Below are 17,380 nucleotides of genomic sequence, written 5' to 3' on the forward strand. Positions count from 1 at the left end.
AAGTTAAAATTTAGGCCTTAATCGATTTTATTGATAAAGTAATCACTGTATTTACTTTCGTCAAATGTAAATAAGGTTTTTGATATAGGCTCATCAGTTTTAAAAGAATTAACGGTTAACGTTGTTTTTGTTCCGTCTTGTCCTACTTCAATTAAATTATAGATGTGTTTTGTAGTTGCGTCAATACCTAATAAGATATATTTCATTTCTGCATCAGCATCAATAGGATTCAATTTTACATATTGAATTTTTCTACCTTTTACATTCTGCATGATATCCATTTTATAGGTATAACCATCTTCATAAAATGATAGCATTTCACTTGGTGTAATTGTACCTTCTTCATTAGTATTGTCTGAAGAAATTGTAACCTCTTCATCTTCGGGATTAATTGTGTAGAGGGTTTTTCCGTTAAAAATACGAGTTAAACCTAGAATGTTTAATTTATATTTTTCACCTTCAATAACAACGTCACCACGTGTTTCTTGACTTATATTTTCACTAACATTATTTAATTCGTACTTAAAATCTAAACTGACGTTTTTATAAGATTTAATCTTTTGGCTTACTTCAGAAAGTAATGCTTCAGCCTTTGTGTCGTTCTGTGCAAATCCAACACAACCTAATGCTAAAATCGTTATTATAAATAATCTTTTCATTTTATATATGCTCTAAATTCTTTATTGTTTCTCGTTTTCTAATAATTGATCTAAGGACGCTAAATCTGGGACTAAAACTTGTCTTGCTTTACTGCCTTCAAAATTACCTACAATACCTGCAGCTTCTAATTGATCTATAATTCGACCTGCTCTATTGTAACCTAATTTAAGTTTACGCTGTAACAAAGATGCTGAGCCTTGTTGTGATGTTACAATAATTTCTGCTGCATCTCTAAATAATTTATCTCTGTCAGCTATATCTACATCAAGATTTGTGCCACCTTCTTCACCAACATACTCTGGTAATAGGTGTGCATCTGGATATGCTTTTTGAGAGCCAATAAATTCAGTAATCTTTTCAACTTCTGGTGTGTCTACAAAGGCGCACTGTATTCGTATTAAATCGTTGCCTTGGGTGTATAACATATCACCACGACCAATTAATTGGTCTGCGCCAGAGCCATCTAAAATTGTACGCGAATCTATTTTACTAGTTACTCTAAACGCAATACGTGCTGGGAAATTTGCCTTAATTATACCAGTAATTACATTTACCGAAGGCCTTTGTGTTGCAATGATTAAATGAATACCAATGGCACGTGCTAATTGTGCTAAACGTGCAATAGGTGTCTCTACTTCTTTACCAGCCGTCATTATTAAATCTGCAAACTCATCTACAACTAATACGATGTATGGTAAGAATGTATGGCCATCATTTGGGTTTAGTTTTCTTGCCTTAAACTTAGTATTGTATTCAGCAATATTTCTACAAAAGGCGTTTTTCAGCATTTCGTATCGGTTATCCATTTCAATACAAAGTGAATTTAATGTATTAATCACTTTAGTGTTATCTGTAATAATAGCTTCTTCACTATCTGGTAATTTTGCTAAGTAATGACGTTCAATTTTATTAAAAAGCGTCAATTCTACCTTTTTAGGATCTACGAGTACAAATTTAACTTCAGCTGGATGTTTCTTATATAATAATGATGTTAATACAGCATTTAAACCAACAGATTTTCCTTGTCCTGTTGCACCAGCCATAAGTAAATGGGGCATTTTTGCTAAATCTACGACCAATGTTTCGTTACTAATGGTTTTACCCAAAGCTATAGGTAATTCCATTTTTGATTGCTGAAACTTTTGTGACGCAATGACAGAACGCATCGATACGATAGTAGAATTTTTATTTGGCACTTCAATACCAATAGTTCCTTTACCAGGAATAGGTGCAATAATTCTAATGCCTAATGCAGAAAGCGATAAGGCAATATCATCTTCTAAATTTTTAATTTTTGAAATTCTAATACCAGCGTCTGGTACAATTTCATAAAGTGTTACTGTGGGACCAATAGTAGCTTTTATACTACTAATACCTATCTTATAATTATTAAGCGTATCAACGATACGGTTTTTGTTTTCTTCGAGTTCTTCTTGGTCTATTGAAATTCCTTCGTTATCGTATTTTTTAAGCAAATCTAATGTCGGAAATTGAAATTTCCCTAACTCTAACGTAGGATCAAACTGTCCGAAATCTGCAACGAGTTTATCAGATAAATTATCTGTTTCAGATTTCTCTTCTTTAGTGGCTTCAACTTCAATCTTAATCTCAGGTTCTTCAATAGTTTCTTCTACAGGTTTCTCAGCCACTTCCATCTTAAGAGCTTCTTTCTTTGGCTCTGGCTTAGAATGGTTACTTATGGTGGGTTCTAAATTTTTAAGCGGAATTTCAAAAGCAGATTTAAAAGCTTCAGCTTCGTCAGATAAACTATTATCTACTGCTACGGTAGCATCATTACTCGTTTTTTTATTAGTATTAAGTTCATCATTAATGTCGCGTTTGGCTTTCTTAAATAGGTTTACAAAAGTATCACCTGTAACTTTAAACCGAATCGCTAAATAGGTGATAACACCAAATAATAGAAGTAAAGCAGTGCCAATTTTACCTATATAATCTTGAAAGAAATGATTCATCTCATAACCAATTGTACCACCAAGAAGATCGTATTTATGTGTAAAGAACCCTAAAAATATAGATAGCCAAATGACTATTAGTGTTCCCCATATCCAATGTTTGCGTAATCGTACTTTTTTTAAGTTTAAAGTTGTATAAACACCCGAAAGAAATATTAATCCTGAAAAAATAAATGAAGGGATACCAAATCCTTTGGTAATAAATAATTCGCTAACCCATGCACCAGCTTGACTTGCCCAATTCTTGTAATCTTCTGAGCGTTCTGGAAATGTACTGAGGACACTTTGATCTTCTTTTCCTGTAATGATATAAGACAGAAAAGAGATAAACAGAAGTACACCAAGTATAATCATTAAACTTCCAAAAATAAGTTTTTGTTGATTAGACAGTTTAAACGAAGGTTTTTTTAGTCCAGACTTTGTCTTTGGCTTCGCTTTGGTTGTGGTTTTCTTTTTAGTTGTTCTTTTTGCCATATTTACTTTCCGATTAAACGGAAATTTATTGTTTATTTATAATCTCTTGTTTTTTGTGAGATTCCATTAATATAATCATTAATAATTCTTAGTTTCTGTGCTTCTTCGCATCCTTTAAAATTATTAATATCATCATTAATTATTCTTTTATTGTAAAATTCTAAATATTTACTTGCTAATGGTAAATAAGACCACTGCCATTTTTCTAAATTATAATTTGTTCTGTTCTCATTTTTTTTTCAGAATAAACTTGATAAAAACCAAATCCAATCGCATTATCTTTTAATCATTTATAAACTTCGAGTCTTTTTCCGCTGCTAAAATACGAATTACTTAAACTATTTAAATCTAAATCTGTTCCCCAATGATGTCTTCATGAACTTGGCATAGAACTATATTCTAATATCTTTTAGTATGCGTTGTGTTGATTATAGGTTTTTATAACGTTCCCAAATAGCTTTTTGCTCATTAAAATTACTTGTTCCCGAAAGAATTATTAAATCTATATGATCTGCTTTTGGAGCATTATACATATTTAAAAAAGCATTATAAACTTCAGTATTTAAATATACTTCTTTTGCAGAATAGATGCTTCCGGCTTTTGTAAAAGTTGAATCTGTTTTGTAATTAAATTTTCCTAGAACAAATTCTTTAGTGATATTAACTAAGTGGTTTTTAAAAGTGGTAATTGGATCTAAAGCTGTTTCAGAAATATCAATTTGACTGAATTTTTTATCACCCGAATTACAACTTAAAAACAAAATTATACCAGAAAACGTAGTAAATATGAATTTCATTCTCTTGTTTAAAGTATTGAAAATTCGAGTTAAACAAAAATACAAATATGTAGCGTTTATTCTATTGGTTTTGGTATTAAAGTATTTTAGGTAAATAAATAATACCAGCAATAATTGTAGCTATAATTGAGGCAATAAAGACAGCACCAGCAGCAACGTCTTTTATTAAACCAATTTTTGGATGATGTTCTGGGTGAATAAAGTCAGCAATATATTCTACGGCAGTATTCAGGCCCTCTATGCTCATTACCAAACCAATCATGGCAACTTGAAACATCCATTCTGTGGTAGATATTTCAAAATAAAACCCAGCTATGGTCACTATTATAGCAATGAATAGCTGAATTTTTATACTTGCTTCGGTTTTAATAAGAATGAGCATGCCTTTAAAGGCATACCCGACACTCTTTATTCTGTTTATAATGAATGGTTCTTCTTTTTGCATACCAACTATGCTAAGCTAGCTAAAGCACTTTCGTAATTTGGTTCGTCTGCAATTTCTGTTACTTGCTCAGTATGTAAAATAGTACCATCTGTATCAATTGTAACAATACAACGCGATAAAAGCGACTCAAAAGCTCCTGACTTAAAAGTTAATCCATAATCTTTACCAAAATTCCCTGTTTTATAGTCAGATAGGCTTACAACATTTTCTATACCTTCTGCGCCGCAGAATCTAGCCATTGCAAACGGTAAATCTTTAGAAATACATAACACTTTAGTGTTTTCTAATCCACTAGCTTTTTCGTTAAAGGTTCTTATAGATTGTGCACAAGTACCTGTGTCTACACTTGGGAAAATATTTAATACTAATCTATGTCCTTTAAAATCTGCATGAGATTTATCTGCTAACTCTGTATCGGTGAGTTTAAAATTTGGTGCTTTATCACCAACTTTTGGTAAATTACCTATTGTTTCTACAGGAGTTCCTCCTAATGTTACGTTTGCCATTTTTATTGTGTATTTTTTAATAAGTGTTAAAAATAATTTTTTTTAAGTAGTTAAATATTAAAAAAACTATAATATTTAACAATATTACCTGCTTTAATATTTATCTGTTGTTGTTCGTTAAATTATTATTATTTAGTGTTTTAAGTTGTCGTGATTGTGGTTTTAAAACATTTAATCGAAGTTATTGGTTATTTGAATAAAATATTGATTACAATTGGTCAAAATTTTTAACTTCGAATTCAACTAAATCAAATCATTTTTAGGCAAACTCTCTATTTGTCTTTAGTTTAACTATTATACGTTATGAAATTTCAAGTACGAAAGTCTAAGATTCTTTACAATCTATTTATTGCTATAGGACTATTAATAATCGGGAATCTATTTTCTGTTTATTTATTATTTAGCACTTCAGGAATGGAGGATAAGGTTACAAGGCTTCTTGTTAAGCTCTTTAACGTTAACTTAGAAGCTAATTTGCCAACCTATTTTTCGGCATTAGTATTGTTAGGGGATTCTATTTTACTGGCTCTTATTGCCTTTGGCAGTAAAGCATTGGGTGAAAAATTTTGGCATTGGATTGGCTTATCAGCCATTTTTGTTTTTATCTCTTTAGATGAAATGATACAAATACATGAGCAGTTGAGAGCACCAATGGAAGCACTTTTTAACACTTCTGGATTACTTTATTTTGCATGGTTTATTCCTTATCTAGCTCTAGTCGTTGTTATTGGTATTGCTTATTTTAAATTTATGATGCGTTTACCAAAAAAGATTTTAAAGCTATTTATATTGTCTGGTGTTGTATTTGTTTTTGGTGCTGTAGGTATGGAAATGTTAGGAGGACTTCATTCTGAAGTGCATGGAGAAGAAACAGTAACTTATGCCTTAATGTATAGTTTTGAAGAATTTTTGGAAATGTCTGGAGCTGCGATTTTCTTTTATGGGTTAATCTCTTATATTGAAATGAAGTTTAAAACGGCAACTTTTACTTTCGGAGCAAAAGAAGCTTAACAGAATAAATTAAACAGATAAATTGTATTTCTTTCTGAAACATAAAAAAAAGCCCTTAATAGTTATTAAGGGCTTTTTAGTTTTCTAGATAAATGCTAACGCAACTCAGCACCAAGCTTAGTCTCAAAATTAGACTGTAGCTTAGACATAATCTTATCAATCTGCTTATCATTCAAAGTTTTGTGTTCGTCTTGTAGCGTAAAACTTACGGCATAACTCTTTTTGCCATCTGGTAAGTTTTTACCTTCATAGACATCAAAGAGATTTATGTTTTTTAGTAATTGCTTTTCAGTTTGCTTAGCTATGGTATGTATATCTTCAAAAGAAACATTATTATCTAATAACAAAGCAAAATCGCGTCGCACTTCTGGATATTTAGAAATAGCGCCAAACTTAATTTTATTATGCTGAGCAATTTCTAATACATTGTCCCAATTAAAATCTGCAAATAAAACATTTTGAGAAATTCCGAAATGTTTTAAAACTGATTTTTTAACTAATCCAAAATCAACTAATTTTTTCTTTCCAACAGATAAACTAATGCCCTCACTTAGCGTGTCTAACTTAGTTGGTGCAGACTTTAACTGATTTAAACCTAAGCGTTCTAAAACAGCTTCAATGCTTCCTTTTAAATAAAAGAAGTCACTTGGTGTTGTAGCAGTATTCCAGCGTTCTTGGTTTTTATTGCCAGTTACAAAAAGCGACAAGTGTTTATATTCCTCGCGAGATTCTTCGTATTGATGATAGGTTTTCCCAAATTCAAATAACTTTAAATCCTCACGTCTTCTATTAATATTATGCGATACTGCTTCTAAACCAGAAAATAGTAACGATTGGCGCATTACTTCTAAATCATTACTCAAAGGGTTGAGCATTTTTACGTTGTGCGTCTCATTTAATTGCTCACTTAACGCAATATATTTAGGAGAAGTTAACGAATTCGCCATAATCTCAAAAAAGCCTTGTGAAGCTAATTGATTACCTATAATATTTTGAAGCTTATAATCTTCAAATTTAGATGAATTAGAAATCGAAGCATTTAGTTTTGTAGTCGTCGCAATGTTATTATAACCGTAAACCCTAAGGATTTCTTCAATAATATCAGCTTCGCGTTGTACATCATTTCTATAAGCTGGCACAGTTAAACCTAAACCAGTTTCGGTAACGTTATTTACTTTAATCTCTAAAGATGTTAAAATACTTTTTATTGTTTCCTTTGGGATTTCTTCACCAATTAACTTTTTAGCATTTTCAAAACTCAGTCGGACTTGGAAATCTTGTATTTTATTTTGGTAAGCATCAGAAATATCACTCGTAATTTCACCACCAGCGATTTCCATTATGAGTATTGCAGCGCGTTTTAATGCATATTCTGTAAGACTAGGGTCAATTCCTCTTTCAAATCTAAAAGATGCATCTGTATTTAAAGCATGGCGTTTCGCTGTTTTACGAACGCTCACAGGATTAAAATAGGCACTCTCTAAGAAGATATTTATGGTATGTTCTGTAACGCCAGAATCAATACCTCCAAAAACACCAGCGATACACATTGGTTTTTCGGCATCACAAATCATTAAATCGTCTTCATGTAGCTCGCGTACAATACCATCTAGTGTGGTGAATTTTGTGCCTGCTTTACACGTTTTTACTTCAATTTTATTATTAGAAATTTTACTCGCATCAAAGGCGTGTAGTGGTTGCCCTAATTCGTGTAAAACGTAATTTGTTGCATCAACAATATTGTTAATAGGTGCTAAGCCTATAGATTTTAAACGATGTTGCAGCCAATCTGGTGACGTTTTTACTTTAACTCCAGAAATGGTAACACCACAATAACGCGGACATTTCTCTTTATCTAAAACATCTACATCTACTTTAAGTGATCTTGCATCTATGTGGTAAGAACTTACTGAAGGAGTAATTAATTGTGCAGAAACTTCGTGCTGTAATAAACCAGCTCTTAGATCTCTAGCCACACCATAATGACTCATAGCATCTGCACGGTTTGGTGTTAAGCCAATTTCAAAAACTTGATCGTTTTCAACTTCAAAAATATCTGCGGCAGCTGTTCCCACAATATGTTTTTTGTCCAAAACCATAATTCCATCGTGAGATTCGCCAAGACCCAATTCATCTTCAGCGCAAATCATACCATGACTTTCTTCTCCTCTAATTTTTCCTTTCTTAATTTTCCAAGCTTCTCCTTCTGCGGTGTAAAGTGTAGTTCCTATAGTTGCGACTGGTACTTTTTGTCCGGCAGCAACATTAGGAGCGCCACAAACTATTTGTAGAGGTTCTTCTCCGCCTATGTTTACTGTAGTTATTTTTAATCGGTCTGCATTTGGGTGTTGCTCGCAAGTTAAAACCTCGCCAACAACAATACCCTGTAATCCACCTTTTACAGATTCGTAGGTGTCGATACCTTCTATTTCTAAACCAAGATCAGTAAGTAATTCGCCAGTTTTCTCAGCGGTCCAATCTATCTTTATAAACTGTTTAAGCCAGTTGTATGAAATTTTCATGTGTCAATTTAATCAAGTCACAAAGATAGTAATAGTTGATTCCTATTAAAATACGAAACGATAATTTTTAATATTGATATTAACACTGTAATTTTTGAATGTTGAAATGACAAACAGTATCAGTTTGAGTTTTCTGAAAACGTATTTAGAATAGGATATTATCACATTCTAGATACTATTTTTTACTTTTAATGATTAATAATCACTCGAATTGACGAATTTTGATAAAACTTAAGTTTAAATAATCATGCGATATCTAATAGTTTGCCTCCTAATATTAACTATTTTGTCTTGTAAAGACGAAACTAAAGACAACACATTAGAAGATAAGGTGCTAAAAATTGGAACCTATAGAGCGATTTTTGAAGTACAGGATAATGAAGAATTACCTTTTATTTTTGAGGTAAAATCCCCAACTGAGTTACACATCTTTAACGCTGATGAAATTATTAAAGTCGATGAGATCACGTATAGAAATGATTCCATTTTTATTAAAACACCAGTTTTCGAATCTTATATAGCTGCTGTATTTGATGGTGATAATCTAATAGGTGAACTAACTAATAAGACGCTAAAACGGGTTTCTCCTTTTAAAGCTGAATATGAAAACGAGAAGCGTTTTAGCCCTAAGCTGGGTTCTAGTAAAAATGCGACAGGTGTATGGGAAACCGTTTTTAGTAAAGAAACTGACGGTGAGTATATTGCCAAAGGAATTTTTGAACAGCAAGATGGTAAAGTCACAGGAACCTTTAGAACTACAACAGGTGATTATCGTTATCTAGAAGGTGTTATGGATGGAGATACCATGAAACTATCTACTTTTGATGGTGCACATGCTTTTTTATTTACTGCAAAAGTGTCTGATTCTGTTATGGAAGGCACATTTTATTCTGGTAACCATTGGAAAGAGCCTTTTGTAGCGAAACGAAATTCTGAGTATGATTTACCAAGTATAGAAGATTTTACTTTTTTAAAGGAAGGATACGACAGTTTAGAATTCTCATTTCCTGATGAAGAAGGAAATCTTGTATCATTAAGTGATGACCGTTTTAAAAACAAAGTGGTTGTGGTACAAATAATGGGTACTTGGTGTCCTAACTGTTTAGATGGAAGTAAATACTACGCTGAATTTTATGAAGCTAATAAAGATAAGGATTTTGAAATTGTAGCTTTAGCTGTTGAGTTTGTTAAAACTCCTGAACTAGCATTTAGCAACATTGCAAGATTAAGAGAGCGAATAGGTATGAAATATCCTATTCTCTTAGCGCAGTATGGCACAGGTAGTAAAACTAAATTACAAGAAAAATTACCTATGTTGAATAAAGTGATGTCCTACCCAACGTCTATTTTTATAGACAAAAAAGGTAAAGTACGCAAAATTCATACAGGCTTTAATGGACCTGCAACTGGTGAAAAGCATGTTGAGTTTAAGACGGAATTTGAAGTGTTTGTTAGTGAATTGTTGAGTGAGTAGGTTTTACGCTTAACTTGATATGTATGGTTAGTTGCGTGGTTAAGTAACTAAATTAGTAAACAAATACGTGTTAGAGAAAATTCTAGCGGAATTTTCCAAATAAGCACTTGCCAAAGCAATTAATTATGCACCGTGTTGATAATAGTTGTTATTCTAGTCCTTAATTAATTCTGTTAGTTTTCTTTGTGAATAATTATATCCTAATTCAATTACTTTTAGTTTCTAGTGAAATTACTAAAACAATTTTAGCTATTTTATAGTTAATAACGATTCTTAATGCGACGTTAATTAACATAATGATAAATTTCTTTAACAAGACACTAACACCACTGCAAATGTAATCAGAGTATTTTGTGGTTTTGGTAGTTGAATTTATATAAAATTCATCAGCAAAACACGTTTAATTATGTTTTGAAAGGTCTGGTTTGTTGGTTCCAGGCCTTTTTTTTAAGGATTACAAAAATCGCAATACATTGGGTCTTCGACTTTTTTGTTATTAGGATAGAAGTCTTCGTTTAGATGTTGGCATTTTTGACAAGCGTAAATTAAACTTAGTGTCGATTTTGTAGGTAATCCGCAAAGATCACAAGGCAAACCTTTTTTTAAGTCCGTAACACCAAAACCAGGAGTTTTACATTCTGGACAAAACGACTGAATTTTAGCAACCAACTTTTTAGTAGCAGCTTCTATAACTAGCATTCTACTTGGGTTATAAAGCGCACGCATATCAGTTTCAGCAAAAACACTTCGATGTTTTTCAAATAACATATGAAAAGCAACTTTCAAAACCTCAAAACTAGTAATGGCCTTAACCATATCCTCAGTATCTTCTTTTGATTTTTTTAGAATAAGCGCATGCGATGGAAATTTGGTTAATTCCACAAAATCCATTAGGTCTTTTTCGCTTTTAATGGATTTACCGTTAAAGTTGGTTTCGGTGCTGAGTTCTCTGGCAATGATTTCTAAACCATTTTTTTTATCTATAAAAATTAAAAACTCATCGTCAGCACTCGCAAAAAAGATAGAAGGATGCGCTCCAAAAGAACCTTCACTAGCAATGCCAATATCACAATTATTAAGTTCCATTGCCTTTAAGCACTTTAATCTGGCTGTATTAATAGGATCTTGCTCGCGTTCAATTTCACCAGAAAATGTCCCTAAAGTATCTGTATCAAAAGTTTCATCCACAAAACAGGTCACACCTAAAGCATCCTCTAAAAGCGGAGCTATCACTTGTTCTTTGTTGTGTTTTGTGGCAATTATTAAGCGCCTTCCTTTAAACATAGTTGTCGTTTTGTATTTTTAATTATTTCATTGATTTAACCTTTTGTTCCTCAGCTAAAGCTATGGTGACAAGCAGAAGGGCTAGGGCAGGTGCGATGAAATAATTCAAAATGTTTAGTTCTTTTAACTAATATAATTCCAAATATTACGATACTTACTCATTTGCCTATAGGTTTCAAGAATTTCCTTATGCTCTGGTAGTACTAAGCTAGGGTCTAATTTTAAAACACTTTTGGCGTAGTAGCGCGCTTCTTGTAAAATGTCTTTATCTTTTATGATATCTGCAATTTTCAGGTTTAAAACACCACTTTGTTGCGTTCCCATAATATCGCCTGGCCCTCGAAGTTTTAAATCTACTTCTGCAATTTCAAACCCATCACTACTACGAACCATAGTTTCTAGTCGTGTTTTACTATTCTGACTTAATTTATGACTAGTCATTAAAATACAATAACTCTGTTCTGCTCCACGACCAACACGTCCGCGTAATTGGTGTAACTGAGATAAACCAAAGCGTTCTGCGCTCTCAATAATCATTACAGAAGCATTGGGTACGTTTACACCAACCTCAATAACTGTAGTAGCAACCATAATATTGGTTTCGCCTTTTACAAAACGTTGCATTTCGTATTCCTTATCAGCAGGTTTCATTTTGCCATGAACAATAGAAATTTGATACTCTGGCATTGGGAATTCTCTAGAAACACTTTCGTAACCATCCATTAAATCTTTGTAATCCATTTTTTCATTTTCCTGAATCAATGGATACACAATATATATTTGTCGACCTAAAGCAATCTCGTCTTTCATAAATTTGAAAACCTTCAGTCGATTATTATCAAAACGATGAACTGTTTTTATCGGCTTCCGACCTGCTGGTAATTCGTCAATAACTGAAATATCCAAGTCACCATAAACAGACATTGCTAAGGTTCTCGGAATTGGAGTTGCAGTCATAACGAGTACATGTGGAGGAGAGGTATTCTTGTGCCATAATTTTGAGCGTTGTGCCACTCCAAAACGATGCTGTTCATCAATAATTGCGAGCCCTAAATTCTTAAATTTCACCTTATCTTCAAGTAACGCATGTGTGCCAACTAAGATCTGTAAATTGCCGTTTTCGAGATTTTCATGAATTATTTTTCGTTCTGAAGTTTTACTTGATCCCATTAATAGTGAAATACTGATATCTAATGGTTTACATAGTTCCTTTAATCCGTTATAGTGCTGTACTGACAAAATAGCAGTCGGAGCTAATAAGCAACATTGAAAACCATTATCAAGTCCCATGAGTATTGACATAAAGGCGACTATGGTTTTACCAGAACCCACATCTCCTTGCAAAAGCCGATTCATCTGCGCATTACTCCCTAAATCTTGTCTAATTTCTTTTAAAACACGTTTTTGTGCATTGGTTAATTCGAATGGTAAATGGTCTTTGTAGAAGGTGTTAAAATAGTCGCCAACCTTATTGAAAGGAAAGCCTTTTATTTTTGATTTATGGATTAGATTTTTGAGAATTAATTGCAATTGAATGTAAAATAATTCTTCAAATTTTAATCGAAATTGAGCCTTTGCTAAAAGCTCTATAGTCTTTGGGAAATGAACATTAAAGAGCGCATCAGATTTTGAAATTAATTTCAATTCACCTTTAATAGAATCGGATAATGTTTCTACAAAACGGCCCTTAGTTTCCAAAAATAATTGCTGCATTATTTTGGTGACTACTTTGTTTGTGACTCCTTTATTAGATAATTTTTCAGTTGAAGGATAAATAGCTTGCATGGCAGAACGTAAATTGCCATCGTGTTCTGATTGCAATTCGATTTCAGGATGTGGCATGCTATATTTTCCGCTAAACCAATTGGTTTTACCAAAAATCAAATAAGGTTGACCGATTTTTAGACTTTCTCGTATCCATTTTTGACCTCTAAACCATACGAGTTCCATCATTCCGGTATCGTCTTTAAAGTCAGCTACTAAGCGTTTGCCTCGTTTTTGAGCAACTTCTCTAAAGCCTGTAATTACACCAATAATTTGAACTTCAGCATTATTGCGTTGCAGTTCATTGATTTTGTAATACTTGGTGCGGTCTATATAACGATTTGGAAAAAGGTTAATGAGGTCTTGATACGTCTGAATACCCAATTCTGAGCGCAACAAATCCGCTCTGTTTGGGCCAACACCTTTGAGGTAGTCAATAGGAGTTTGTAAATTCACACTCATAGATGCGAATTTACCCAATTCCTTTGAAATCGAAGATTCATGAATTCATTATTTTTAATAGTAAATGATGAATAAAAACGGAATCTCATTTTGCATTATTTCAAGTTAAGTACGATTGTGAAATAGCACTTAAAACTCAAAATAAGATAAGTTGTGGTAATAATGTTTACTGATCTCCTTTAAGCACTAATAAAGGAACACGACTTTCAAAAACCCCTTTATCTAAGCTATGATCTAGTGTTACATCATCCCATAGTTTTTCAAAAAAGCCACGTTTACGTCTAAATACACAAACCATATCCGGCTCAATAACATGGATGTATTCTAAAACACCTTGAAATAAAGTGGCATTCTCAGAAGAATAATATTTAGACGTAAGGATTGCTAAATCTTTGTCAAACATTAAATCTTCTGGTAAATAAGAAGGAGTTTTTATTTGTAGTAATGTCATGTCTGCTTTGGCAGTAATCAATGTATGCTCTAATGGTATTAAAGCTCCTTTTGTTTTTACGATTCCAGATTTTATAGCGGTTAATATTGTTTTTATTGGTTTGTATTCGTAATTCTCTGGAATTAGTAAAACTGGCATTTCTGTTTTCTTAACAATACTTCCTGATAAGTTATCTAAGTATAAAGTATCATTAGGCTCTGGTGTTCTTGCGGATGCTATAATAAGATCTACGTTAAAATCCTCACAGAATTCTTTTATGTATTCTATAGTGTCACCCTCAAAAAACCTAAAATTAATAGCTATATTTTGCTTTTCAGCATGCTCCATAATTTCTTCTAAATGGTCTTCTTCACTAATTTCGTTAAGTTGAATACCATAAATCATTTCTGCTCCAGAAACTTTAGCATAGTCAATAGCGTATATTAACGTTGCTTTTTTGTCTCGTAAACAGCTTATAGGTACTAGGAATGTTTTCATGCCTTTTTTGTTTAAATACTTAAATTTTGTGCAAAAGTAGTTCTAAACAAAAGAACTGATATGGTTGAGTAATCTTAATTCGTTGAAATGTCTTGATTGTTAGATGAGTGAAATAAAAGAGGAATGAAATTCACTTTAATAATGCTTTCAAAAATTTGTACTTTGGCGTTGTCCTTGTGTAGTTTTGTAGTATGAAGAAAATTCTTGTTGTTTTTTGTGTTTTTATGGTCACTACTTCCTTTGCTCAGCAAACGGATTATGTCGATTTTAAAAGGGTAGAAGCATTAATTGTATTTAATCAGTTTACTGTAGATAGTACAGTTTATAATTCTTATGAAATTGATTTTAAAATCAATAAACCTATAGATTCTATTTATTTAGATGCAGTGGGAATGAAGTTTAAGAATGTGGCCTTGAATAATGCTAAGGTTAATTACAAAAATGATGGAAAACACTTAGTTATTTACAGTGACTTTGAAAAAGGTAAGCAAAATAAATTAAGTTTTATTTTTTTTAATGCCCCAAAAAAAGCAATGTATTTTCTCGGCTGGGAGAATGAGGGTCGAAATCAAATTTGGACACAAGGCCAAGGGAAGTATACTAGTAATTGGCTTCCGAGTATCGATGATGTTAATGACAAAATAGAATTTGACTTAAAGTATGTTGCGCCGAATGGCTATGAAGTTATTTCAAATGGTAAGCTTGTTTCTAAGACAGAAAGCATGAGAAATACCCTTTGGGTATATGCTATGCAAGATAAAATGCCAAGTTATTTAGTAGCGGTTGTTGTAGGGAAATATAACAAAAAGCTAGCAACTTCAAAAAGTGGTATTCCATTAGAATATTACTATTACCCTGAAGACTCTTTAAAAGTTGAGCCAACGTATCGTTATTCAAAACAGATGTTCGATTATTTAGAAGATGAAATAGGTTTTGCTTATCCATGGCATAATTATAAACAAGTTCCGGTTCACGATTTTTTATATGCAGGTATGGAAAACACGAGTGTTACTATTTTCTCAGATGCTTTTACGGTTGATGCCATTGGGTTTAATGATAAAAACTATGTCAATATAAATGCACATGAGTTGGCACACCAATGGTTTGGTAATTTGGTAACCGCAAAATCTGGCGACCATCATTGGTTGCAAGAAGGTTTTGCGACTTATTATGCTTTATTGGCTGAGCGCGAGATTTTTGGTACAGATTATTATAATTTTAAACTTTACGAATCTGCTCAAGATTTAGGCAGGCAAGATGTTGCTGGTAGTGGCACATCGCTTTTAAATCCAAAATCGAGTAGTCTGACTTTCTATCAGAGAGGAGCTTGGGTTTTACATGCATTAAGAGATAAAGTAGGTGACGCTGTTTTTAAACAAGCTGTTAAAAATTATCTTGAAAAGCATCAGTTTAGTAATGTAGAAACTTCAGATTTTATAAATGAAGTTGAAGGACTCGCGGAAAAAGATTTATCAGGTTTTGTAAATACGTGGATCGCACAAAAAGAATTTCCTTTTGATGATGCTATTGCTTTATTAAAACGTGAGTCTGCTTACATACAAGAATACATAATGGTAGATTGTGAAGCAAAAACATCTAAATGTGCGGAGTATTTAAAATACTACGTTTCGGATGATGCAAAAGCTAAGATTATTGCTCAAGTGCCAGATTTGGTAACTAAAGATGTATTTAAAAACGGATTAAAAGTACGACAAGCAATTTCTAAACATGTTACTAAAATCCCTGTTGGTTTAAAACCTGAATATGAGTCGTTGTTAACGGATAAATCTTATGTAACCATAGAAAATGCCTTATACAATCTTTGGGTTAACTTTCCTTTAGAGCGATCAAAATACTTAGCTAAAACTAAAGAAATCATAGGACTCAGCGATAAAAACGTAAGGATGCTATGGTTGGTTTTAAATTTGAATACTCCAGAATTTCAATCAGATAAAAAGCAGGAGGTCTATGATGAGTTGGTAAGTTACACCGATGAAAAATATAATGCCGATTTAAGAATGAATGCATTTCAATATCTAGATTTAATGAAATCTTGTAATGCAAAATGTAAATCTAACTTAGAAACGGCAAAAGCACATCATAACTGGAGATTGGTTAAGTTTGCAAAGCAATTAACAGAACAGTTAGAACAAAATAAAAACTAATGCGAGCTTTAGTAATTTCTGGTGGAGGAAGTAAAGGTGCCTTTGCAGGCGGAGTGGCACAGTATCTCATGGAACGAGAGAAGCGTGAGTACGATATGTTTTTGGGTACATCTACAGGGAGTTTGTTGGTGCCGCATTTAGCTGTGAACGACATTTCAAAATTGTATGATATTTTCACTAACGTTCAGCAGCAAGACATATTTAGTGTAAGTCCTTTTGTGCAGCGGCAAAAAGGTGACAGAGAGTATGTGTCTATTGACTTCGTAAATTCGCTATGGCAGTTTATAAAACGCAAACGTACTTTTGGTGAGAGTAAAGCGCTTAGACGCAAAATCCGCAGAGATTTTACATTCGAAGAATATCAAAAAATTAAAGCTGAAAAGAATGACGTCGTAGTTACCGTCTCTAATCTATCTATGAATAGAGTGGAGTACAAGTCTATAAATGATTGCTCTTACGAAGAGTTTTGTAACTGGATTTGGATTTCTTGTAACTACATTCCGTTTATGTCTTTAGCAAAAGTTAACGGTTATGAATATGCAGATGGTGGTTTTGGTTGTGTAATACCGATTAGAGAGGCAATTCTAAGAGGTGCCACAGAGATTGATGCTGTTGTTTTAGAATCTGAGAGTTTAAAAAAACAAAAGGTGCTTGGTAAAAATCCTTTCTCATTAATGATTAACCTTTTTGGTCATTTGATGGATCAGGTAGAACAAAACGATATTGCTATTGGTAAATTGGCTGCAAAAAATAGAAATGTAAAATTGAACTTATATTACACTCCAACAACTTTGACTGAAAACTCATTAATTTTTAGTAAACGTCTTATGGAAAAATGGTGGCAACAGGGTTATGACCATGCTGAGCAAAAACACTCAAAATAGTGACTGGTAATTACTTTAAAGTAGTTAGTTT

The 17,380-nt window shown here is 32.7% G+C and carries 13 protein-coding genes; 4 read left to right on the top strand and 9 right to left on the bottom strand.

Annotated features, from left to right (window positions below; translation table 11 throughout):
- Positions 1–17: 17 nt before the first annotated feature.
- From B2U95_RS15565 to tpx, 5 genes are all read right to left on the bottom strand, one after another.
- Positions 18–659 (bottom strand): LolA family protein, encoded by a 642-nt coding sequence (locus B2U95_RS15565; RefSeq protein WP_296317770.1) that lies wholly within the window; start codon positions 657–659, stop codon positions 18–20.
- Positions 660–680: 21 nt separating this feature from the next.
- Entirely contained in the window at positions 681–3,107 is a 2,427-nt protein-coding gene (locus B2U95_RS15570; protein ID WP_296317773.1) for an FtsK/SpoIIIE family DNA translocase, read from the bottom strand.
- Positions 3,108–3,535: 428 nt separating this feature from the next.
- Positions 3,536–3,904 carry a D-alanyl-D-alanine carboxypeptidase family protein gene (locus tag B2U95_RS15575; protein ID WP_296317775.1) on the bottom strand — a complete coding sequence of 123 codons (369 nt, stop codon included), beginning with the start codon at positions 3,902–3,904 and terminating at the stop codon, positions 3,536–3,538.
- 76 nt (positions 3,905–3,980) lie between these two features.
- The gene (locus B2U95_RS15580) at positions 3,981–4,349 is read right to left on the bottom strand and encodes a diacylglycerol kinase family protein (protein WP_296317779.1); all 369 of its coding nucleotides are present in this window, start codon (positions 4,347–4,349) and stop codon (positions 3,981–3,983) included.
- A 5-nt stretch (positions 4,350–4,354) separates the two neighbouring features.
- Entirely contained in the window at positions 4,355–4,855 is a 501-nt protein-coding gene (tpx, locus tag B2U95_RS15585) for a thiol peroxidase (protein WP_296317781.1), read from the bottom strand.
- Between the two features lie 303 nt (positions 4,856–5,158).
- Here tpx and B2U95_RS15590 point away from each other — a divergent pair, with 303 nt between their 5' ends.
- A complete protein-coding gene (locus tag B2U95_RS15590) occupies positions 5,159–5,866 on the top strand; it encodes a hypothetical protein (protein ID WP_296317785.1) in 708 nt (235 codons plus the stop codon).
- A gap of 95 nt (positions 5,867–5,961) precedes the next feature.
- Here the strand turns inward: B2U95_RS15590 and pheT are convergent, their stop codons facing one another.
- Positions 5,962–8,388, bottom strand: a complete 2,427-nt coding sequence (gene pheT, locus B2U95_RS15595; RefSeq protein WP_296317787.1) for a phenylalanine--tRNA ligase subunit beta — start codon at positions 8,386–8,388, stop codon at positions 5,962–5,964.
- Between the two features lie 247 nt (positions 8,389–8,635).
- Between pheT and B2U95_RS15600 the strand changes: the two genes are divergently transcribed.
- Positions 8,636–9,862 carry a peroxiredoxin family protein gene (locus tag B2U95_RS15600; RefSeq protein WP_296317789.1) on the top strand — a complete coding sequence of 409 codons (1,227 nt, stop codon included), beginning with the start codon at positions 8,636–8,638 and terminating at the stop codon, positions 9,860–9,862.
- Between the two features lie 447 nt (positions 9,863–10,309).
- Here the strand turns inward: B2U95_RS15600 and B2U95_RS15605 are convergent, their stop codons facing one another.
- From B2U95_RS15605 to B2U95_RS15615, 3 genes are all read right to left on the bottom strand, one after another.
- On the bottom strand, positions 10,310–11,146 hold the full coding sequence (locus B2U95_RS15605) for a DUF6671 family protein (protein ID WP_296317791.1): 837 nt from the start codon (positions 11,144–11,146) through the stop codon (positions 10,310–10,312).
- A gap of 123 nt (positions 11,147–11,269) precedes the next feature.
- On the bottom strand, positions 11,270–13,372 hold the full coding sequence (gene recG / locus B2U95_RS15610; protein WP_296317793.1) for an ATP-dependent DNA helicase RecG: 2,103 nt from the start codon (positions 13,370–13,372) through the stop codon (positions 11,270–11,272).
- 166 nt (positions 13,373–13,538) lie between these two features.
- Positions 13,539–14,300 carry a universal stress protein gene (locus B2U95_RS15615; protein WP_296317795.1) on the bottom strand — a complete coding sequence of 254 codons (762 nt, stop codon included), beginning with the start codon at positions 14,298–14,300 and terminating at the stop codon, positions 13,539–13,541.
- Positions 14,301–14,491: 191 nt separating this feature from the next.
- Between B2U95_RS15615 and B2U95_RS15620 the strand changes: the two genes are divergently transcribed.
- Positions 14,492–16,465: a M1 family metallopeptidase gene (locus B2U95_RS15620; protein WP_296317797.1), complete on the top strand. Its 1,974-nt coding sequence runs from the start codon at positions 14,492–14,494 to the stop codon at positions 16,463–16,465.
- Complete coding sequence (locus B2U95_RS15625) at positions 16,465–17,349, top strand: patatin-like phospholipase family protein (protein WP_296317798.1); 885 nt, start codon at positions 16,465–16,467, stop codon at positions 17,347–17,349. The genes B2U95_RS15620 and B2U95_RS15625 overlap by 1 nt, the downstream gene beginning before the upstream one ends.
- Positions 17,350–17,380: the final 31 nt, after the last annotated feature.

Origin of the sequence: Winogradskyella sp. UBA3174 (genome assembly GCF_002364335.1) — a bacterium.
Taxonomy (GTDB): Bacteria; Bacteroidota; Bacteroidia; order Flavobacteriales; family Flavobacteriaceae; genus Winogradskyella.